The organism is Lysobacter enzymogenes (genome assembly GCF_023617245.1).
Lineage (GTDB): Bacteria > Pseudomonadota > Gammaproteobacteria > Xanthomonadales > Xanthomonadaceae > Lysobacter > Lysobacter yananisis.
In genome coordinates this window covers 6,125,312-6,145,645 of sequence record NZ_CP067396.1, presented here as the reverse complement: position 1 = coordinate 6,145,645, position 20,334 = coordinate 6,125,312, and the positions used below count along the sequence as shown (strand labels likewise).

The following is a 20,334-nucleotide window of genomic DNA, read 5'->3' as shown; positions in this document are numbered from 1 at the left end:
TATCGATGCCTTTCTCCCGTGCCGTCCCCACTCCTTGCCGCGCGCGTCTGCCGCGTGCGGTCCGCGCGGCCTTGCCGGGCCTGCCGCTGGCCTTGGCCGCCTTCGCCGCGGCCGCGCAACCGGCGCCCGCCGATCCCACGACCCTCGACAACGTCCAGGTCCAGGCGCCGATCGCCAAGCGCAGCCAGACCGTGACCAAGACCGACACCCCGTTGATCGAGGTGCCGCAGTCGGTGTCGGTGATCACCGCCCAGCAGATGCGCGAGCGCGGCATCCAGGGCGTCGAGGAAGCGGTGTGGTACACCGCCGGCGCCCAGGGCGGCGGCTACGGCCAGGACACCCGCAGCGACTGGCTGCTGGTGCGCGGCTTCAGCCCGGCGCGCTACATGGACGGGCTGACCCTGACCGACGGCGTGTGGACCGGCGGCACCCGCATCGAGCCCTACGGCCTGGAGCGGCTGGACGTGCTCAAGGGCCCGTCGTCGGTGGCCTACGGCGCGATGCCGCCGGGCGGCCTGGTCAACATGGTCAGCAAGCGGCCCACCGACGAGGCGCTGCGCGAAGTCGAAGTGACCCTCGGCAACTACGACCTGCGCCAGGCCGCGTTCGACTTCGGCGGCCCGCTCGGCGCCGGCGGCACGCTGAGCTACCGGCTCACCGGCCTGGCGCGCAACAGCGACAACGTCGTCGACTACGTCAAGGACGACCGCTATTTCTTCGCCCCCGCGCTGACCTGGAAGCCGAGCGAGGACACCGAACTGACCGTGCTGGCGCGCTGGCAGAAGGCCGACACCGCCCAGGGCGGCGGCTTCCTGCCCGCGGCCGGCACCCTGCTGCCGAACCCGCACGGCAAGATCCCGCGCGAGCGCTACACCGGCGAGCCGGGCTGGAACGACTACGTCAAGACCATGCGCTCGCTGGGCTACGAGTTCAGCCATCGCTTCAGCGACGCGGTGACCTTCCGCCAGAACCTGCGCTACGGCAAGGTCGATGTCGACCACGACGCCGGCGTCGGCGCGTTCGGCCTGCAAGCCGACCAACGCACGCTGACGCGCTATTACTTCCCGCTGGAAGAAACCTCCAAGTCGTTCGCGGTCGACAACAACGTCGAATGGAAGTTCGGCGGCGGCGCCTGGGACCACACCCTGCTCGCCGGCGTCGACTACCGCCGCCTGGAAAGCGACTACAGCTCGGCGTTCGCGTTCGGCGCGCCGTCGCTGGACATCTTCAATCCGGTCTACGGCGCGCCGATCGTCAAGCCGGCCTACACCTCGCGCACCGACAAGGTGCAGCAGCAGTTCGGCGTGTACGTGCAGGACCAGATCCGCATCGACCGCTGGGTGATCACCGCCGCCGGCCGCCAGGACCGGGTGCGCACGCGCACCGACAACTTGCTGGCCACGCCGGTTACGCGCGAGCGCCAGAACGACAGCAAGTTCTCCGGTCGTCTGGGCGTGAACTATCTGTTCGATTCGGGTTGGGCGCCGTATGTGGCCTGGTCGCAGTCGTTCGAACCGACCGTGGGCGCCGATTTCGCCGGCCGCTCGTTCGTGCCGACCACCGGCGAGCAGATCGAGGCCGGCCTGAAGTTCCAGCCCGCCCACGGCCGCGCGCTGCTGACCTTCGCCGCCTACGAGATCAGGCAGAAGAACACCCTCACCGTCGATCCCGTCCACACCCTGTTTTCGGTCCAGCAGGGCGAGACCCGGGTCCGCGGCGCCGAGCTGGAAGGGCGCTGGAACTTCGCCAACGGCCTGAGCGTGTACGGCGCCTACACCTACACCGATTCGGAAGTCACCAAGACCAACGACGCCGGCGCGCTGGGCAAGCAGATCGCGCTGCAGCCGCGCAACGTCGCCTCGCTCGGCGCGGACTACAGCATCGGCTACGGCGCGCTGTCGGGGCTGGGCTTCGGCGCGGGCGTGCGCTACACCGGCGATCACTACGGCGATACCTACAACCAGTGGAAGACGCCTTCGTACACCCTGTTCGACGCCTCGGTGCGCTACGACCTGGACGCGTGGCGGTTCCAGCTCAACGCCAGCAACCTGAGCGACAAGGAATACGTCGCGGTGTGCAACAGCGCGACGTGGTGCTACTACGGCTATCCGCGCACGGTGACGGCGTCGGTGCGGTATCGGTGGTGAACGCAGTGAAGCGTCGCCGCGGCGTCGTTCGATGGCCGCGTTCGTCGTAGATGAGGTGTCGCGGTCGCGACTCGCGTCGTTCCTACAGTCGCTGCGTTGCGGCATCGCGCCCTGTAGGAGCGACGCGAGTCGCGACCGCGCAGCGACCGGTCGCGCCGCAACCGCGACCCGCATAAAAAACGGGACGCGGCGTCGCCGCCGCGTCCCGTAAGCGCGGCTCAGCGACCGATCATCGCCATGCCCGCTTCGGTGTAGCGTTCGCCCGCGGCCGCGCCGGGGGCGAACACCGCGTCCAGGCGGGCCAGATCGTCGGCCGTCAGCGTCACCTCGACCGCGCCGAGGTTGTCGTCGAGGTACTTGCGCCGCTTGGTGCCGGGGATCGGCACGATGTGCTCGCCCTGCGCCAGCACCCAGGCCAGCGCCAGTTGCGCCGGCGTGCAGCCCTTGCTCGCCGCGAGGTCCTTGGCCTGCTGCGCCAGTTCGAGGTTGCGGGCGAAGTTGTCGCCCTGGAAGCGCGGCGTGCTCAGGCGGAAGTCGTCGCGGCTGAGGCTGCCGGTGTCGGTGATCGCCCCGGTCAGGAAGCCGCGGCCGAGCGGGCTGTAGGGGACGAAGCCCACGCCCAACCGTTCGCACGTGGCCAGCACGCCGTTGTTCTCCGGGTCGCGGGTCCACAGCGAGTATTCGCTCTGCACCGCCGCGATCGGATGCACCGCCTGGGCGCGTTCGAGGGTCTGCGCGGAGGGTTCCGACAGGCCGAGGTAACGCACCTTACCCTGCGCCACCAGCTCGGCCATCGCGCCGACGGTGTCCTCGATCGGCACGTTCGGATCGACCCGGTGCTGGTAATACAGGTCGATGCGGTCGGTGCGCAGGCGCGTAAGGCTGCCCTCGACCGCGCTGCGCACGTACTCGGGACGGCCGCTGACGGTGCGCGCGCCGGGGTTGGCCGGATCGGTCACGAAGCCGAACTTGGTCGCCAGGAACACCTGGTCGCGCCGGCCCTGCAGGAAGCCGCCGAGCAGCTCCTCGTTGGCGTGCGGGCCGTAGATGTCGGCGGTGTCTAGGAAGGTCATGCCGCGCTCCAGGGCGCGTTCCAGCGTGGCCAGCGATTCGTCCTGGTCGGCGGCGCCGTAGGCGAAGCTCATGCCCATGCAGCCCAGGCCGAGCGCGGACACGGTGGGGCCGTTGCGGCCGAGGCGGCGGGTCGGAAGCGTAGTCATTGCGGGAGTTCTCCGTGATCGGGGGGAGAGACGAAGCGCGGCGGGCGGGGGCGCCGCCGCGGCGCCCGGGGAGGGCGTGCGGGCACTGTAGGCCCCCGCGATTGCGCGAAAAACCGGCCTAGTCCTCATGCGTAATGAAGATTTTCTTCATAATCGCCGGCAGGTCCCGCCGGAGCCGCCGCAATCGCCGCCCATCCCTTGCCCGCCGTGCTCGGCTTCGCCCGGGTCGCCCACTTCGGCAGCTTCACCCGCGCCGCGGCCGAACTGGAGGTGTCGCCCTCGGCCCTGTCGCAGAGCGTGCGCGCGCTGGAAACCAAGCTCGGCGTGCGCCTGCTCAACCGCACCACGCGCCAGGTCGCGCTGACCGAGCACGGCGCGCGCTTCCTCGAGCGCATCCAGCCCGGGCTGGCGCAGATCCAGGCCGCGTTCGACGACCTCGACGAAGTCCGCCACCGTCCCACCGGCCGGCTGCGCATCAACGTCGGCCGCACCGCGCTGCGGATCATGATCGAGCCGAAGCTGCCGGCGTTCATGGCGCTGTATCCGGAACTGGAAGTGGAGCTGTTCGCCGACGACACCCTCGCCGACCTCGTCGGCGAAGGCTTCGACGCCGGCATCCGCCTCGGCGAGAGCCTGGCCCGCGACATGGTCGCGGTGCCGTTCGGCGGGCCGCAGCGGCAGGTGATCGTCGGCGCGCCGGCGTACTTCGAACGCCATCCGCGGCCGGCGACGCCGCAGGACCTGGCCGGGCACGACTGCATCCGCCTGCGCCTGCCCGGCGCGCGGCGCCTCTACCCGTACGAGTTCAGCCGCGACGGCCGCGACTTCGACGTGGATGTGCAGGGTCGGCTGATCCTCAACGAAGGCTCGCACATCCTTTCGGCCGCGCGCGCGGGGCTGGGGCTGGCGCAGGTATTCGAGCCGTCGGCGCGCGCCGACCTGCGCGAAGGCCGGCTGATCGAAGTGTTGTCGCCGTGGCAGTCGCCGTTTCCGGGGTTCCACATCTATTACCCGGCGCGCAAGCAGCTGCCGATGAAGCTGCGGGTGTTCGTGGATTTCCTGCGCGCGCAGACGTGGGAGTAGCGGTTGGCGCGAATTTTCGCCGCAGCCAATGCCGCAACGCAGCGACGGTAGGAGCTGCGCAAGCTGCGGCTGCGGGGCGGCCGGTTGCGACGCAAGCGCGGTGTCGCGGTCGCGGCTCGCGCCGCTCCTACAGGTAGATTGCGTGGCCTTTCGTTGGCGGGGAAGTCGCAACGCAGCGACGGTAGGAGCTGCGCAAGCTGCGACCGCGGGGTGGCCGGTTGCGACGTAAGCGCGGTGTCGCGGTCGCGGCTCGCGCCGCTCCTACAGGCAGATCGCGTGGTTGCCGGCGAGCGGGAACAAGGCTGCGACGCAGATCCCTCGCATTTCCCCGCGCCGCGTGCGAGGCTGCGGCGGATCGCTGGGGAGCCGTCATGAACGATGCCGTGTCCGCCGTAGCACCCGCCGCGTCGAAAGCGCTGCACGGCGACGCTGCGCTGGTGCGCGCGCTCGGCCCGTTCCAGCTCGGCGCGTCGATCGTCAACATCATCGTCGGCGCCGGCATCTTCATGCTGCCGGCGCTGTTGTACGGGCGGCTCGGCGCGGGCGCGCCGCTGGTGTTCGTGGCCGGGGCGATGGCGATCGTGCCGATCGCGCTGTGCTTCGCCGCGATCGGCAGCCGCGCGGCCGCCACCGGCGGGCCGTACACCTTCGTCGGCGCGGCGTTCGGGCCGTTCGCCGGGTTCCTCGCCGGCGCGCTGATGTGGGTGTGCAACGCGTCCTCCAGCGCCGGCGTCGCCGCGGCCCTGGCCGAGCAGGCCGGCAACGCCTGGGCGGCGCTGCGCGAGCCGTTGCCGCGCGCGGGGTTCATCGCCGCGGCGTACGCCGCGGTGTTCGCGCTCAATGCGTTCGGGGTGAAGCTGGGCGCGCGCGCGATCGTGCTGCTGGCCACGCTCAAGCTGGCGCCGCTGTTCCTGCTGGCCAGCGTCGGTTTGCTGTTCGTGGACTGGAACCAAATCGGTGTCGGCGCATGGCCGTCGTGGAGCTCGCTGTCTTGGAGCGCGCTGCCGTGGAGCGCATTGGGCTCGTCGATGGTGCTGGTGGTGTTCGCCTACTCGGGCATGGAGACCGCGCTGGTGCCGACCGGCGAGGTGCGCGATCCTGCCCGCCACGTGCCGCGCGCGACCTTGTCGGCGATCGTGCTGGTGGTGCTGCTGTACATCGGCATCCAGCTCGCCTGCCAGGGCTTGCTCGGCGCGCGCCTGGCCGGCAGCGGCGCGCCGGTGGCCGACGCCGCCGGCGCGTTGTGGGCGCCGGCGCACGGCGCGCTGCTGGCGACCGCCGCGGTGTCGATGGCCGGATTCCTGATGGGCAATCTGTTTTCGTCGTCGCGGCTGTTGTTCGCGCTGGGCCGCGACGGCTACCTGCCGGCCGCGTTCGGCCGCGTCGATGCGCGCCACCACGTCCCGCGCACCGCGCTGTTGGCCCACGCCGGCATCGCCCTGGCGCTGGCGCTGATCGGCAACTTCGAGACCCTGGCGCTGATTTCCGGCGGCGCGATCTGCCTGCTGTTCGCCGCGGTCGCGGTCGCCGCGTGGCGCGCGCAGGCGCGCGACCTGCGCGGCCCCGGCGAGCCGTTCCGCCTGCCCGGCGGCGCCTGGCCGATGCCGCTGCTGGCGGTAGCGGTGATGGCGGCGGTGTTGGCGACGATGAGCGCGGCGCAGTGGCTGGCGATCGCGGTGTCGCTGTTGGCGTTGGTGGCGGTGTACGCGGTGCTGGCGCTGCGGCGGCGCGGCGCGGCGCGGGGTTGAAGGAGCGGTGTGGGAGGGCCTTCAGGCCCGACACTTTCGGCTCGGATCCGCGCGACTTGGCACAAGAGCATCGGGGCTGAAGCCCTTCCCACAACAACCGCGGCTGCGGTTTCCGGTGCGATGAATCTTTGATCGCGAGCGTCAGCGGCGCTGGCAACGCAGGTCGCGCACGCGGCCCACGTCCATCGACACCCCGTCGATCGCGCCGGCCGCATCGCGCTGGAAGCGGAAGTTCAGCGAACCCTGCAGGAAGCGGTCGCGTTCCAGCGGCTGCAGCCGCGCCGGCCCGCTGCGCGCGTCGGCCCGATGCAGGGCGCCGTCGATCGCGCTGAAGCGATAGTCGCGGCCGAGTTCGTCGCAGCGGTAGTCGCCGGCGTAGGCGGCCAGCGCGGCGGCGTCGGGCTGGGCCACCTGCAGCTCGGGGAACTCGGTGCGCTTGCCGTCGGCCAGCTGCACCGCGACGCGCGGCCGGCCGCGGCCGGGATCGCGGAACGACAGCGCGGCCACCGGGGCGTCGTCGACCTCGAACTCGTCCTTGCCGACCGGCCGCATCGGATAGGTGTCGCCGAAGGCGTGCAGCGACAGCGCGCCCTCGTCCCATTCGATCCGGCGCAGGCTGCCGGTGGCGGGATTGCGGTACACCCCGGCCCAGCGCTGCATCGCGGCGGGCAGCATGTCCACGGTCGGGCGCGGGGCGCGTCGCGCCGCCGGTTCGGGCGGCAGGCCCAGCCACAGGTCGGCGACGCGCAGGGCGAGGCTCTCCGGGTCGGTCGAATCCAGGTTGCACAGCGTCGCCACCGACAGGTGCCGCTCCGGGAAACGCAGCAGCTGGGCGCGGTAGCCGCCCCAGGCGCCGTCGTGCGAAACCGTCTTGAGCCCGCGGTGGCTATCGACGAACAGGCCCAGCGCGTAATCCAGGCGCGTGCCGTCGGCGAGCCGGCCCGGCTGCTGCAGGCGGGCGAGGAAGTCGGCGTCGCCGACCACGGGGCGGTAGAAGTTCTCGTCCCAGCGCTGCAGGTCGGCCAGCGTGGTCAGCACCGCGCCGTCGCCGACCTGGTCCCAGTTCGGCATGTCGATGCGGAAGCGGGCGATGCCGTCCGCCGCCTCGCCGGCCGCGCCCCCGGCGCGCGTGTAGGCGCTGGCGCGGCCGCGTACCGGCAGGGTGTGGTCGTCGCGGAACAGGGTGTCGCGCATGCCCAGCGGCGCGAAGATGCGCTCATGCGCGAACTGCGCCAGCGGTTTGCCGGCGACCCGCTTCACGATCTCGGCGGCGAGGAAGTAGCCGGTGTTGCTGTAGACGAACTCGCTGCCCGGGGCGAAGTTCAGCGCCTTCTGCTTCGCCAGCAGGTCCAGGGTCTGGCGGTCGCTGCTGTAGTCGTCGTAGGCGACGCCGGCCAGCAACTGCACGTCGAGGTAGTCGCGCAGGCCGCTGGTGTGCTGCAGCAGCTGGCGCAGGGTGATGGTCTGGCCGTAGTCGGGCAGCTCGGGCACGTACTTGCGCACGTCGTCGTCGAGCGAGAGCTTGCCGTCGCGCTCCAGCAACAGCAGCGCGGCGGCGGTGAACTGCTTGGACGTCGAGCCGATGTCGAACACCGTGTCCGCGCCGATCGGCGCGCCCAGCTCCAGGTTGGCCTGGCCGTAGCCTTTCTGGAACGCGATCGCGCCGTCGCGGAACACCGCGACGCCGCAGCCGGGGCTGTCGCCGCGGTTCCAGCGCGCGAAGATCGCGTCGGTGCCGGCTTCCAGCGCTGCCGGCGCTGCCGGCGTCGCCGCTGCCGCCGGCGTCGCCGCTGCGATGGGCGAAGCGGGCGCGGCGACCGTCGCGAAGCTCGCCAGAGCCAGCGCGAGCGTGGCGGCGAGGGGACGCAGAGCGTGCATGGCGTGTCCTTACGGATGCGGAGCGGGGGCCGGCCACTATAGGCAGCGCGCGTGCCCGGCCTGCGTGGCGGAAGTCACGCAGGCGCGCGGGACCAACCCGCGGCCGCGCTCAGGCGCGCCGGGCGGCGAAGGTGTTCCTCACCCGTTCGGACATGGCCGCGTAGGCCATCCACGGGCCGTTCCAGAACAGCAGCCGGCCGATCAGCGCCGCCGCGGCGACGCCGGCAAAGCCGCCGCCGCTGGCCTGCGACAGCAAGCCGGTCGCGATCGATACCAGGACCAGATCGATGCCGAGCCAGGCGACGTAGACGCGCGGGAACCACGGCGACTTGATCGCGAACAGCACCAGGGCGACGAGGTTCAACGCGAACATCGCGGCGCTGACCGCGAGATAGAAGCGCAAGGCGCCCGCCTTGGCCCCGTCCATCGCCGAGGCCACCTCGGGCGATTCCAGCAGCGCGGCCATGCCGCCGGCGTTGGCCATGGCGAACAGCAGCGACCACACCATCATGATCGCCACGCCGATCAGCCAGCCGCCGCGGCCGACCGCGCCGCGGTTGCGTTCGCTGCGGTCGGTGCCGAACCGCAGCGGTTCGTCGCCGAGCCGCAGCGCGCCGCGCGCGGCGGGCGGCGCGGGTTCGCGGCGGTACGGATCTTCGTCGTGCATGGCGGGTCCCCTGTGCGCGGCGCGGACGGTTCCTCCCCGGAACCCGGCGGCGGCCGCGGCCGCCACGATAGCGCCATCGCGCGTCGCGGCGCATCCATGCGGCGGCTGTCAGCGGCGCGCGGCGAAGGTGTTGCGGACCCGTCGGGAGCGCAGGATGTAAACGATCCACGGGCCGTACCAGAGCAGCGCCCACAGCAACGGCGTCGCCAGGGCCATGACCAGGCTGACGTCGCCGGTCATGGCCATCATCCACGGGCGGACGCCCTTGCCGAACGCGGCCACCGCCGCCCAGGCGACGAACGTGTGCGGGAACCACCGCGACTTGCGCCAGAACAGCGTCAGCGCGGCGAGGGCGAGCGGCAGCAGTAGGGCATCGACCGCGACCCGCGCGCGCACGTAGCCCAGGTACTCGGGCGACAAGTCGCCGGACAAGCCGCCACCGAACACGGCCAAGCCCAGGCTGAGAATCGCGAACGCCGCCGACAGGCCCAGGATCGCGGCGACCGCGATCAGCCAGCCGCCGAGCCCCTCGGGGCCGCGTCCGTCGCGTTCGCCATAAGGGTTCGGCACCCGGTCCGCGACGGAGGTATGCCGATACGGATCGTCCTGGTCCATCGCGTCCTCGCTTCTCGCGCTTCTCGCGCTTGTCTGGCGCCGGCCGGCGCCGTGCCGCATGTGGCGCGGCTGCATGCATCGCAGCCGCAGGATAGCCGTCCCGCGCAGTCCGTCACATCCCCGCGACGCAGGAATCGCAACATACGCGGGCAGGGGAAAGCGACTCGAACGGACAGCCCAGCCGCCTCGCGCGCGCTTGATCGTTGACCGCCCGCTGTTGCCTACTCATCCATCGCAACGCCAACGCCAACGCCAACGCCAGCGGGAGCCGCGCGCCTGCACATGGCCAGCACCGCCGCCACCGCCTTGTCCTTGTCCGACTCTTCCGCTCCGGGCGCCGCCGCGCCGTCTTCGTCGCCTGCCGCGTCCGCGCGACCCGTGTCCGGGCCGCGGGCCGCGTCCGCGCGCGCGCCTGGGTCGTCCGCGCCGGCCGCGTCCGCGCCGATGGCGGCGAGCGCGCCCGCCACCGAGGCGCCTGCCGTCAATACGTCCGTCGCCAACACGTCCGCCGCCAACACGCCCAGCGCGCCCGCCACGCGCGCGCCGGCCGCGCCCGCCGCCGCGCCGCGCGCGCCTGGCTCGGACGCGGGCACCGGAGCTGCGCCGCCGCCATCGCCGCCACCGCCGGCCGGCCCGCCGGCCGCGCCGGCGCCGATGCCGCGCTGGCGCATGGCCGCGTTCGTGGCGATCTCGCTGCTGCTCGGGCTGACCCAAAGCCTGGGCATGAACCTGGTCGCGTCCAACCTGCCGCAGGTGCAGGGCGCGCTCGGCGCGACCACGGCCGAGGGCGCGTGGCTGCTGACCGCCTACTTCGCCACCAACATCCCGGCCAGCCTGCTGCTGACCAAATTCCGCCTGCACTACGGCCTGCGCCTGTTCGCCGACCTCGCCATCGGCCTGTTCGTGATCGCCGCGGTGGTGCACCTGGTCGCCAACGACCTCAGCTCGGCGATCGCCGCGCGCGCCGCGCTCGGCATCGCCGCCGCGCCGCTGAGCTCGCTGACCGTGCTGTACATGGCCGAGGTCTTCAGCGGCCCGAAGAAGGTCATCGGCCTGATGTTCGGCTTCGCCGCGTTGCAGACCGGCGCGCCGGTGTCGCGGATCATCGCCGAAGGGCTGTTCCTGCACGGCCAGTGGCACGGCGTGGTGATGTTCGAGCTGGGCCTGGCGCTGGCCTGCTTCGCCGCGATCAATCTGCTGCGGGTCACCCCGGTGCCGCGCCAGCCGATGTTCGACGGTCTCGACATCGTCAGTTTCCCGCTCTACGCCAGCGCCATCGCCCTGGTCACCGTGGTGCTGACCCAGGGCCGGCTGCGCTGGTGGCTGGACACGCCGTGGCTCGGCGAATGCCTGGTCGCCGCGGCGGTGTGCGCGGGTTTGTTCGTGATCGTCGAGATCAACCGTTCCAAGCCGATGGTCAACCTGCGCTGGCTGCTGCACGGCGGCTACATGGTGCGGCTGGGGCTGGCGATCACGCTGTCGCGCATGGTGCTGTCGGAGCAGTCGGTCGGCGCGGTCGGCCTGCTCAACGTGCTCGGCCTGCTCAACGAACAGATGCACACGCTGTTCTGGCTGGTGCTGCTGGGCACCGTCGCCGGGTTCGTGGTGACCCTGCTATTCCTGCCGAAACAACGCTTCGATCTGCTCGGATTGATCGCGGTGGCGATCGTCGGCGTGTGCGCCTACGTGGATTCGCACGCCACCAACCTGACCCGGCCGGAAAACTTCTACCTCACCCAGACCCTGATCGCGATGGCGGCCTCGATGTTCCTGGCCTCTTCGATCCTGCTGGCGCTGGTGCGCGTGGTCGCCGACGGGCTGCGCAATCTGGTCACCTTCATCGTCTTGTTCAGCACCACCAACGCGCTCGGCGGCCTGCTCGGCTCGGCGGTGCTGGGCACCTACCTGGCCCAGCGCCAGACCGCGCACTACCAGCACTTGATGCAGCAGGCCACGCTCGCCGACCCGCAGGTGGCGCTGCGCACCCAGCAGCTCGGCGGCGCGGTCGCGCGCGTGCTCGGCGACGCCGCGGCGCGCGGCAACCAGGGGCTGGCGTCGTTCAACCAACAGGTCGTGCGCGAATCGTGGGTGCTGGCCTACAACGACGTGTTCCTGGCGGTGGCGTGGCTGGCCGCGGCGGTGCTGGCCTGGGTGCTGCTGCTGAAGTGGCAGCTGTGGCGGCGCGGCCACACCGTGGTCAGCTTCGCCTCGCAGGTGCCCGGCCCGTTCGGCCCGCCCGCCGCCGCGCCCGCGCCGGCGCCCGGCCGCGACGCCGCGGCGACGCCGCCCGCGCTGCAATCGCCGCCGAACCCCGCCGCTTCCGCCGCCCCTTCCGCTCCCGCCCCCGCCCCCGCCCGCTCCTGACCCGAAGGACGCCCCATGCCCCTGAAGACGCCCTTCAAATCCAAGGCCACCATCCCGGCGCTGCTGATCGCGCTGCTGGCGGTGCTGGTGATCCTCTACGCCTGGCGGCTGTGGCCGTTCTCCAGCGCGCGCCAGACCACCGAGAACGCCTACGTGCGCGGCAGCGTCACCGTGATCGCGCCGAAGGTCGACGGCTACGTCGCCCAGGTGCGGGTGCAGGACTACATGCAGGTCAAGGCCGGGCAGGTGCTGGTCGAACTCGACGCGCGCAACTACCGCCAGCGCCTGGACCAGGCCCAGGCCAACCTCGCCGCGCAGCAAGCCAACCTGTCCAACTCGACCCAGGCCCAGCGCGTGCGCGAGGCCGCGGTGGCGAACGTGGACGCACAGCTCAAGGCGGCGCAGGCCAACCTCGCCCGCGCCCAGGCCGACATGCGCCGCGCCGAAGCGTTGGTCGGCGACGGCTCGCTGTCCAAGCGCGAGCGCGACCAGACCCTGGCCGCGTTGCGCCAGGCCGAGGCCTCGATGGGCCAGGCCCAGGCCGCGCGCCGTTCGGCCGACGAGGACGTGCGTTCGGTGATCGTCAACCGCGACGCGCTGACCGCGGCGGTGGCCAATGCGCGCGCCGCGCTCAAGCTGGCCGAAATCGACCTGGCCAACACCCGCATCCTGGCGCCGCAGGACGGCCAGCTCGGCGAGATCGGCGTGCGCCTGGGCCAGTACGTCACCCCCGGCACCCAGCTGATGCAGCTGGTGCCGCATCGGGTGTGGGTGGTGGCGAACTTCAAGGAATCGCAGACCGCCGGCATCCGCCCGGGGCAGGCGGCATGGTTCCGGGTCGACGCGCTCGACGGCAAGACCCTGCGCGGCCGGGTCGAGCGGCTCTCGCCGGCGACCGGTTCGGAATTCAGCGTGATCAAGACCGACAACGCCACCGGCAACTTCACCAAGGTCGCCCAGCGCCTGCCGGTGCGCATCGCGCTCGAACCCGGCCGCGACGAGGCCGAGCGCGCGCTGGTCGCGCGCCTGCGGCCGGGCATGTCGGTGGAGGCGACGGTCGATACTGCGAGCGCGATCGATGCCGACGCGGTGCATCGCGCCGAACAGGCCGCGGCCGCGGATGCGGCGCGCGACGCCTCGGTGCCGGCGTTGCAGGCCGACGACGGCGCGGCGTCGGCGGGCGCGGCGGCGAGTCCGACGTCGAGCGTCGGGCCTGCGGACGACGAGGCTTCGAGCGGCACGCTTTCGAATGGAGGGCCTGCGAACGACGCTTCGTCGCACAGCGCGCCTTCGCCGGCCGGCCCGCCCGATGCCGCCGCCGCGAAGCGCGATCCGGCCAACCACGGGACGCCATCGCGATGAGCCGGCTCCGCACGCTCGCGCGCACCGCCGCGCTCGCCGCGGCGACGGCGGCGCTCGCCGCCTGCGTCACCGTCGCCCCGCCGCCGGCGCTGGACGCGCCGCCCGCGGCCTGGCGCGACGCGCCCGGCGCCGGCATCGCGGTGCAACGCGACTGGTGGCGCGGCTACAACGATCCGGCGCTGTCGCAGTTGGTCGAGACCGCGCTCGAACACAACACCGACCTGCGCCTGGCCGCCGCGCGCGTGGCCGAGGCGCGCGCGCTGCTCGACGCGCAGGGCGCGCAGCAGTGGCCGACGCTCGATCTGGCCGGCAGCGCCACCCGCGCGCGCAGCGTCGGCGCGGCGACCGGACGGCCGAATCTGTCGACCGTCAGCCAGCCGCAGTTCCAGGCGGCATACGAAGTCGATCTGTGGGGCCGCCTGGGTTCGCTGACCGACGCGGCGCGCGCCAACCTGCTCGCCAGCCAGACCGGCGCCGACAGCGTGCGCCTGAGCGTCGCCGCGGCGGTGGCCTCCGGTTATCTGGGACTGCGCGCCAGCGACGCGCGCCTGGACGTGGCGCGGCGCACCCTGGCCTCGCGCGAGAACGCGCTCAAGCTGGCCCAGCGCCGCTACGACACCGGCTACACCTCGCGCCTGGAACTGGCCCAGGCCCAGGCCGAATACCGCGCCACCGCGCAGGTGGTGCCGCAGCTGGCGCTGGCGATCCGGCGCCAGGAAGACGCGCTGTCGGTCTTGCTCGGCCGCGCGCCGCAGCCGATCCAACGCGGCCGGCCGCTGGCCGAGATCGCCGCGCCCGCGCTGCCGGCGGCCGGCGTGCCCTCGCAACTGCTGCGGCGCCGTCCCGACATCGCCCAGGGCGAGGCGCAGATCGCCGCCAGCGACGCCAGCCTCGCCGCCGCGCGCGCGCAACTGCTGCCGTCGCTGCGCCTGACCGGTTCGATCGGCAGCCTGGAATCGAGCCTGCTGCACGGCGACCCGATCCGGGTGTGGAGCGTCGGCGGCAGCGTGCTGGCGCCGCTGTTCAACGCCGGCCGCCTGCGCGCCGGCGTCCACGCCAGCGCCGCGCGCCGCGACCAGGCGGTGCTGGGCTATCAGAAGACCGTGCTGACCGCGTTCGCCGAAGTCGAGGACGCGATGGCGGCGATCGCCCACCTGCGCGAACAGCGCGAGCAGGCCGTGCAGCAGCAACAGGCGCTGGCCGAAGCGCTGCGGATCGCGCACAACCGCTACAACGAGGGTTATGCCTCGTACCTGGAAGAACTCGACGCGCAGCGCAACCTGTTCAACGCGGAACTGACCGCGCTGCAGTTGCAGGGCGACGCGCTGACGGCGGAGGTGAACCTGTACAAGGCGCTGGGCGGCGGGTGGGAGGCGGCGGGGCGGTGAGGTGCGTCGCGAGCTGAGCGGACAGCGTCGGGCCTGAAGGCCCTCCCACAACAGCAAAGGCCCTCCCACAACAGCACTCGACGTCGGGCTCGCTTGGCCCGTGCTTGTGCTGTTGTGGGAGGGCCTTCAGGCCCGACGCTTTCCTGTCAGGTCGCGATCGCCCTCAAACCCGATCCAACTCGTTCAAGGCCTTGCCGATGATCGCGAACTCCTTGTCCGGCTGCTCGGCATCGCTGAGGAACCACGCCGCCGACAGGCCCTGGAATGCGACGATCCACTGCAGCATCCGTCGCCGCTCGATCCGCGCGTGTTCGCACACCACCACCAGCCGGCGCTCGAAATTCCCCGGCGCCAGCGCGGTCTCGCCGTCGGGATCGGTGAACAGGTTGGCGTAGTCGAATCCGCGCTCGCCCATCACCCGCTTGGGATCGATGGCGATCCAGCCGCGTTGCGGGCCGGCGTCGAGTACGTTCTCGTGGTGGATGTCGCCGTGCAGCGGCACCACTTCGCGCGGATCGTCGAGCAACTCCTGCGCGACTTCCCAGCAGCGCCGCAGCACGCCGCCGTGGCTGGCCGCGTACACCGGCAGGTCGGCGAACCATTCGCGCAAGCCCGCCAGTCCGTCCGGCGGCGGTTGCGGCCGCGGCGCGTGCAGCCGCGCGATCGCGCCGCACAGGACCCGCGTGGCTTCCTCGTCCTGGCCGTTGCGCGCCATCTGCACCAGCGAGCGCGGCCCGCAGGCGCGTTCGAGCAACAGCGCGCCCTCGCCGTCGTCGGCGTAGACGCGCGCGGCGCCGTCGCCGTCCCACCAGTTCATCAACAGGCCGCCGCGCTTCTCCTCGGCTTCGCGCGCGATCTTGAGCATCGCCGGGCGGCCTTCATGGCGCACCGGCAACAGATCGCTGCTGTGGGTATGGATGGGCGCTCCGTCGGCGCTGAGGTTCCACAGCGCGAGGTGTCGATCGTACGGCGTCGTCATGCGCGAACGGCGGTGGCGGCGGAACCCTGGATATCGGGACGAATCCGACGCGGGCAAGAGCCGCGCGCGTGCACAGATGTTTCTTTGTGTAGCCCGCGATGCGAATGTCGCGCCCGCTCCCTGTAGGAGCGGCGCAAGCCGCGACCGCGACACTGCAACTACGGCGACGGCGATCCCGCGACAGTAGCGGATACCGCGAGGTCGCTCAGGTAGGCGAGGCGCGTCGTTATCGCGCTGGCGCGGTCGCGACTTGCGTCGCTCCTACAGGTCGCTGCTACAAGAGAAATCGGGAACGCGCGCGAGACGTGGCGGGCGAAAAAGCCGATGAGGCAAAGTCGCTGCGGTCAGGGCGCATCGGTTTCCTGCGCCGCGTCCTCGCGCTCCTTGAGCACCTGCGCGGCTTCGGTATCCGCCGCGACCCGGTGGCGCAGCGACTTGCAACGCTCCACGCCCGCGTCGGTGAGGATCAGCACGCCGTCCTCGCCGGCCTCGGCCAACGCCGCCTCGACCAGGCGTTCGCTGAGGGCGCGCGAATGGTGGCCCGGCGCGTGGCCCTGATCGATGCGCTGCAAAACGTCCAGCAAGGCCAAGTCTTCCAGGCTGATCGGATCCACGACGGAGCTCCAAGGCGAATGCGCGCACTATGCCACGGCGGTCGCGCCGGAGATGCGGCGCGTGCGTGGCTTCATCGCATTCATTTTTTGGCGCGGGCCGGAGCGTGGTCGCTGGCCGAAAAGCATCGGGCCTGAAGGCCCTCCCACAACAGTCCTCGGCATCGGGTGGTCGCGGCCCGGGCCTTTGCATTTGTGGGAGGGCCTTCAGGCCCGACGCTCTTCGCTCCGATCGCCGCGCCGCGAAAACACGAACGCCGCCCGAAGGCGGCGTCCGGCGAAGCAGCCGATGCGGCGGGCCGAAGCGCGCCGCATCCGCAGGATCAGAGCGCGGCGTCCTTGAGCTTCTTGAGCGGGCGCACCTTCACCTTGACGGTGGCCGGCTTGGCGGCGAACCACTGCTCTTCCTTGGTGAACGGGTTGATGCCCTTGCGCTTCGGCTTGGCCGGGACGCTGACGGCGGTGATCTTCAGGATGCCCGGCAGGGTGAACGCGCCGGCGCCCTTCTTGTTGATCGAGGCGTGCACGGCGCCTTCCAGCGCGCCGAGGATCGAGCGCACGTCCTTGGCGACGACGCCGGTGGTTTCGGCCAGGTGCGCGACCAGACCCGACTTGCTCAGCACTTCCTTGATCGGCTTCGGAGCGGCGGTCTTGGCGGCGGCCTTCGGCGCGGCCTTCTTCTTTGCAGCGGTCTTTTTCGTAGCCATAGTGTTTTCCGGTAGTACGGCGTTGGATGGATGGGTTGCCTGGTTAACCCCTCGGCAAGGCGGAATGTAGGGCAAGCCCGCCGCGTCGCCAAGAGCTTTGGCGTAAAAAAATGCGGGTTTTTCAGCCGCGCGCGTCCTGTTGCGGCCGCGCGCACGGAAAAAACCCTGGCGCTTGCGGGGTTTGGCCTCGATCCGGGCGCGCGGGCGCGCCGTCGCCGCGCGCGAAAAACCCCTTGAAAACAGGGTTTTCGACGGTTCGTGCGGCGGCGCAGCGAAACTTTGCGCGCGCCGTGCGCGCGGCCGGCCCGCTCGCGCCGCGCCGGCGTCGGCGGCGCGGCGGCATTCAGTCGCGGGCGGGCTCGTGCGTGCGCGGGGCGTCGCGGTTGTGCACGGTTGCGCGAAATGCGCCGCGGCGCGGCGCGCTGGCGCGGCGAACGAGCGCGGGCACGCAACGCAAACCGGCGCGCGTAGCGGCGCAATCGCTGCACGCGGCCTTCACCGGCGACGGCGCGCGCGGTCGCGGCCCGGCAGGCAGCGACGGGCCGCGGCGGCTAGCCGCGGTGCTCGCGCGCCAGGTACTCGGCCGACTGCATCTCGATCAGGCGCGAGGCGGTGCGTTCGAACGCGCCGGTCAGGCGCTCGCCGCGGTACAGCCCGGTCGGCGCGTCGGCGGCGGTGCAGACCAGATTGACGTGGCGGTCGTAGAACTCGTCGATCAGGTTGACGAAGCGCCGCGCCGGATCGTCGTTGCGGCCGTCGAACAGCGGGATGCCGCCGAGCAGCACGGTGTGGTACTCGGTGGCGATCTCGATGTAGTCGCTGGCCGCGCGCGGGCCTTCGCACAGCGCGGCGAAGTCGAACCAGGCGTGGCCGTCGGCGCGCGCGCGCACCGCGATGTCGCGGTCGTCGATGCGCAGCGGCCCGGATTCGGGCGCGCAGCCGGCCGACAGCTCCTTCCAGCGTCCGGCCAGCCAGGCGTCAGATTCGGCGTCCAGCGGCGCGCGGTACACCGGCGAGCGGGTCAGCGCGCGCAGCCGGTAATCGCGCTGGCTGTCGAGCAGCAGCACCTGGCAATGGGACTGGATCTGCTCGATCGCCGGCTTGAAGCGGTCGCGCTGCAGGCCGTCGGCGTAGAGGTTGGGCGGGTCGATGTTGGAGGTGGTGACCAGGGTCACGCCCTCGGCGAACAGGCGCTCGAGCAGGCGCCCGAGCAGCATCGCATCGCCGATGTCGATGACGAAGAACTCGTCCAGCACCAGCACCCGCAGGCTGTCGCGCCACTCGCGCGCGATCTTGGCCAGCGGATCGCTCTGGCCGGCGTGCGCGCGCAGCTGGGCGTGGACCTCGCGCATGAAGCGGTGGAAGTGGGTGCGGCGTTTCTGCGCGATCGGCAACTGCTCGTAGAACAGATCGATCAGGAAGGTCTTGCCGCGGCCGACGCCGCCCCACAGGTACAGCCCGCGCACGCCTTCGCGCGGCTTGCCGCGCAGGCGGTCGAACAGGCCGGGTTCGGGCGCGCCGAGCAGTTGCGCCTGGATCCGGTCGAGTTCGCGCAAGGCCGGGTGCTGGGCCGGATCGTCGCTCCATTCGCCGCGCGCGACGCCGGCGGCGTAGGCCTGCGACGGCGTGCGCGCCGCCGCGCCGTCCTGCGGATGCGCGCTCACGGTTGCGCCAGCACGCGGCCGCCGACCGACATCGCCCGCACCGGCACCTGTTCCTGGTAGCCGTCGGCCCACGCGTCCACCGCCGCCGGCAGCTTGCCGGTCCAGGCCGGATCGGAGCTGTAGTAGCGCAGTTCGGCGTGGCCGCGCTTGTCTTCGCCGCGCACCGCCGCCCATTGCCGGCCGTCGTCGGCCTGGATCAGCAGCGCGCGCATGGTCACCGCCACCCCGCGCACGTAGCCGCTGGTGACCTGGGCCTTGAGTTCGGCGTCGGTGCGGGTGTCGGTGACGTCCATGCGCTCGACCAGCGCGTCGTAGTCCTCGCCGACCAGGGCGCGCAGGCGCGCGTCGTCCTCGGGCTTGAGCACCACGCCCAGGTCGAGCAGGGTCCAGTGGGTGGTCGCCACCGCCGCCGGCAGGCCGGGCAGGTAGCGGCCGCTGAAGAACACGCCCACGCCGACGCCGCAGTCGCTGCCGGTGTGCTGCTGCTCGATCTGGATCTGGCGGTGGAAGCGGTGGAAGGTCAGTTCGCAGCGGGCGTTGTCGCCCTGGCCCTTGAAGGTCATCTCGCTGTCGCCGGCCTTGCGCGCGCGGCCCGACAGCAGGCCGGTGTTGGCGCCGGAGCTGGCCTGCAGTTCGAGTTCGTAGCGGTCCTCGCCGACCGGCTTGAGCGAGAGCGTGGCGGTGCCGTCGCTGCGGGTCCACTCGCCGCTCCAGTCGAACTTGCCCGATACCGCGGCCGGCTTGAGTTCGGTCAGGCGGCCGACGTAGGCCATGCGCAGGCAGCGCACCTGGCCGTCGCAGCGGTCGCGCTCGCGCAGCCAGGCCTGCTGGTCTTTCTTGAGTTCGCCGCGGTAGTCGCTGGCCTTGCGCGCGGCGGCGTAGGCGGCGTCGAGTTCGCCGTCGCGCTGGCGCAGCAGCGGATCGGCGCAGATGGCTTGTTCGTTGCGGTTGGCGGCCTTGGCGCAGTCGATGCCGGCGGCGGCGGCCGGCGGCGCGACGGCGGCGAGCGCGGCGGCCAGCGGCAGCGCCAGGCGGGGGGAAAGGCGCATGGGGGAAGCGTCCTGGGTCAGGCGGGCGGCGCGGCGCCGTCGGCGTCGGCGTCGGTCTGGGGCGGCAGGTGCGGGCGCACCGAGTTCTTGATCGCGCCGCGCAGGTCGATCAGGCGGCGATGGAAGAAATGCGAGGTGTCGGGCATGCGCACCAGCTCGGGCGGCTGGCGCAGGCCGGCGATCCAGGCGTAGACCGCTTCGGGATCGACGATCTCGTCGGCCTCGCCCTGGATCACGATCCACGGATAGCCCGACGGCGGCGCGATCCGGTCGAAGTCCCAGCGTCCGGCCGGCGGCGCGATCGAGATCAGCAGCTTGGGCTGCAGTTCGTCGGCCATGCGCAGCGAGACGTAGGCGCCGAAGCTGAAACCGGCCAGCCACAGCTGCGCGTCGGGGCGCTGCGCGCGGACCCAGGCGGCGACCGCGCGCAGGTCGTCGCATTCGCCTTCGCCCTGGTCGAACTCGCCTTCGGAGTGGCCGACGCCGCGGAAGTTGAAGCGCACCGTGGCCGCGCCGCATTCGCGCAGCGAGCGCGCGGCCATGGTCACGACCTTGTTGTGCATGGTCCCGCCCTCGGTCGGCAGCGGGTGGCAGACGATGGCGACGATCGGGCGCGCCGGCGCCTCGGGCGCTTCCACGATGGCCTCGATCGCCCCGGCCGGGCCGGCCAGGGTCAGCGTGGCGCTCGCATCGCGGGGAAAGGCGGGGATGCTCATGCCGCGCATGATACGGGGCGGCGCGAGGCGGGTGTTACGGCGGCGTGTGCGCGGCGATGGTGGCCAGGGCGGGCAAATCGGCGCGTCGCGACGGCGGGGAGGCCGAGGTCGCAGGTCGTCGATCCTGGGCGATGTG

Annotated in this window: 18 protein-coding genes and 2 pseudogenes; 7 read left to right on the top strand and 13 right to left on the bottom strand. The window is 72.0% G+C overall.

The window, feature by feature from the left end; translation table 11 throughout:
* The first annotated feature begins 5 nt into the window (after nt 1-5).
* Complete coding sequence (locus JHW41_RS25635) at nt 6-2,147, top strand: TonB-dependent siderophore receptor (protein ID WP_250448432.1); 2,142 nt, start codon at nt 6-8, stop codon at nt 2,145-2,147.
* A 218-nt stretch (nt 2,148-2,365) separates the two neighbouring features.
* Here the strand turns inward: JHW41_RS25635 and JHW41_RS25630 are convergent, their stop codons facing one another.
* A complete protein-coding gene (locus tag JHW41_RS25630) occupies nt 2,366-3,367 on the bottom strand; it encodes an aldo/keto reductase (protein WP_250448430.1) in 1,002 nt (333 codons plus the stop codon).
* A gap of 207 nt (nt 3,368-3,574) precedes the next feature.
* Between JHW41_RS25630 and JHW41_RS25625 the strand changes: the two genes are divergently transcribed.
* From JHW41_RS25625 to JHW41_RS27765, 3 genes and pseudogenes are all read left to right on the top strand, one after another.
* Nucleotides 3,575-4,450, top strand: a complete 876-nt coding sequence (locus JHW41_RS25625; protein ID WP_428995602.1) for a LysR family transcriptional regulator — start codon at nt 3,575-3,577, stop codon at nt 4,448-4,450.
* 383 nt (nt 4,451-4,833) lie between these two features.
* Nucleotides 4,834-6,198 (top strand): APC family permease, encoded by a 1,365-nt coding sequence (locus JHW41_RS25620; RefSeq protein WP_250448426.1) that lies wholly within the window; start codon nt 4,834-4,836, stop codon nt 6,196-6,198.
* Between the two features lie 9 nt (nt 6,199-6,207).
* Nucleotides 6,208-6,261, top strand: a pseudogene (locus JHW41_RS27765) (DUF6053 domain-containing protein); the annotation flags it as partial.
* Here JHW41_RS27765 and JHW41_RS27760 read toward each other — a convergent pair.
* The 5 genes and pseudogenes from JHW41_RS27760 to JHW41_RS25600 all read right to left on the bottom strand — a co-directional run.
* A pseudogene (locus JHW41_RS27760) lies at nt 6,246-6,413 on the bottom strand (hypothetical protein); the annotation flags it as partial. The pseudogenes JHW41_RS27765 and JHW41_RS27760 overlap by 16 nt on opposite strands.
* A complete protein-coding gene (locus tag JHW41_RS25615; protein ID WP_250448424.1) occupies nt 6,340-8,076 on the bottom strand; it encodes a serine hydrolase domain-containing protein in 1,737 nt (578 codons plus the stop codon). The gene JHW41_RS25615 and the pseudogene JHW41_RS27760, both read right to left, overlap by 74 nt.
* Before the next feature lie 109 nt (nt 8,077-8,185).
* Nucleotides 8,186-8,743, bottom strand: a complete 558-nt coding sequence (locus JHW41_RS25610) for a DUF2569 family protein (RefSeq protein ID WP_250448422.1) — start codon at nt 8,741-8,743, stop codon at nt 8,186-8,188.
* Nucleotides 8,744-8,851: 108 nt separating this feature from the next.
* Complete coding sequence (locus tag JHW41_RS25605) at nt 8,852-9,358, bottom strand: DUF2569 family protein (RefSeq protein WP_250448420.1); 507 nt, start codon at nt 9,356-9,358, stop codon at nt 8,852-8,854.
* Between the two features lie 221 nt (nt 9,359-9,579).
* Complete coding sequence (locus tag JHW41_RS25600) at nt 9,580-10,029, bottom strand: hypothetical protein (RefSeq protein ID WP_250448418.1); 450 nt, start codon at nt 10,027-10,029, stop codon at nt 9,580-9,582.
* Here JHW41_RS25600 and JHW41_RS25595 point away from each other — a divergent pair.
* From JHW41_RS25595 to JHW41_RS25585, 3 genes are read left to right on the top strand one after another with little or no spacing between them, the layout of a single operon-like run.
* Entirely contained in the window at nt 10,028-11,722 is a 1,695-nt protein-coding gene (locus JHW41_RS25595; RefSeq protein ID WP_250448417.1) for an MFS transporter, read from the top strand. The genes JHW41_RS25600 and JHW41_RS25595 overlap by 2 nt on opposite strands.
* 15 nt (nt 11,723-11,737) lie before the next feature.
* Entirely contained in the window at nt 11,738-13,084 is a 1,347-nt protein-coding gene (locus JHW41_RS25590; protein WP_250448415.1) for an HlyD family secretion protein, read from the top strand.
* Entirely contained in the window at nt 13,081-14,472 is a 1,392-nt protein-coding gene (locus JHW41_RS25585) for an efflux transporter outer membrane subunit (RefSeq protein ID WP_250448413.1), read from the top strand. Before JHW41_RS25590 ends, JHW41_RS25585 begins: the two co-directional genes overlap by 4 nt.
* A 163-nt stretch (nt 14,473-14,635) precedes the next feature.
* Here JHW41_RS25585 and JHW41_RS25580 read toward each other — a convergent pair whose 3' ends face one another.
* The 7 genes from JHW41_RS25580 to JHW41_RS25550 form a co-directional block, all read right to left on the bottom strand.
* Nucleotides 14,636-15,451 carry an aminoglycoside phosphotransferase family protein gene (locus JHW41_RS25580; RefSeq protein ID WP_250448411.1) on the bottom strand — a complete coding sequence of 272 codons (816 nt, stop codon included), beginning with the start codon at nt 15,449-15,451 and terminating at the stop codon, nt 14,636-14,638.
* A 344-nt stretch (nt 15,452-15,795) separates the two neighbouring features.
* Nucleotides 15,796-16,065, bottom strand: a complete 270-nt coding sequence (locus JHW41_RS25575; RefSeq protein WP_057949796.1) for a hypothetical protein — start codon at nt 16,063-16,065, stop codon at nt 15,796-15,798.
* A gap of 80 nt (nt 16,066-16,145) precedes the next feature.
* Complete coding sequence (locus tag JHW41_RS27755; RefSeq protein WP_428995601.1) at nt 16,146-16,295, bottom strand: DUF6053 domain-containing protein; 150 nt, start codon at nt 16,293-16,295, stop codon at nt 16,146-16,148.
* Nucleotides 16,296-16,385: 90 nt separating this feature from the next.
* Nucleotides 16,386-16,769: an HU family DNA-binding protein gene (locus JHW41_RS25570; RefSeq protein ID WP_057949797.1), complete on the bottom strand. Its 384-nt coding sequence runs from the start codon at nt 16,767-16,769 to the stop codon at nt 16,386-16,388.
* 551 nt (nt 16,770-17,320) lie between these two features.
* Nucleotides 17,321-18,433: a cell division protein ZapE gene (gene zapE / locus JHW41_RS25565; protein WP_250448409.1), complete on the bottom strand. Its 1,113-nt coding sequence runs from the start codon at nt 18,431-18,433 to the stop codon at nt 17,321-17,323.
* A complete protein-coding gene (locus JHW41_RS25560; RefSeq protein ID WP_284499523.1) occupies nt 18,430-19,482 on the bottom strand; it encodes a lysozyme inhibitor LprI family protein in 1,053 nt (350 codons plus the stop codon). Before JHW41_RS25560 ends, zapE begins: the two co-directional genes overlap by 4 nt.
* 17 nt (nt 19,483-19,499) lie before the next feature.
* A complete protein-coding gene (locus JHW41_RS25550) occupies nt 19,500-20,198 on the bottom strand; it encodes an alpha/beta hydrolase (protein WP_250448407.1) in 699 nt (232 codons plus the stop codon).
* Nucleotides 20,199-20,334: the final 136 nt, after the last annotated feature.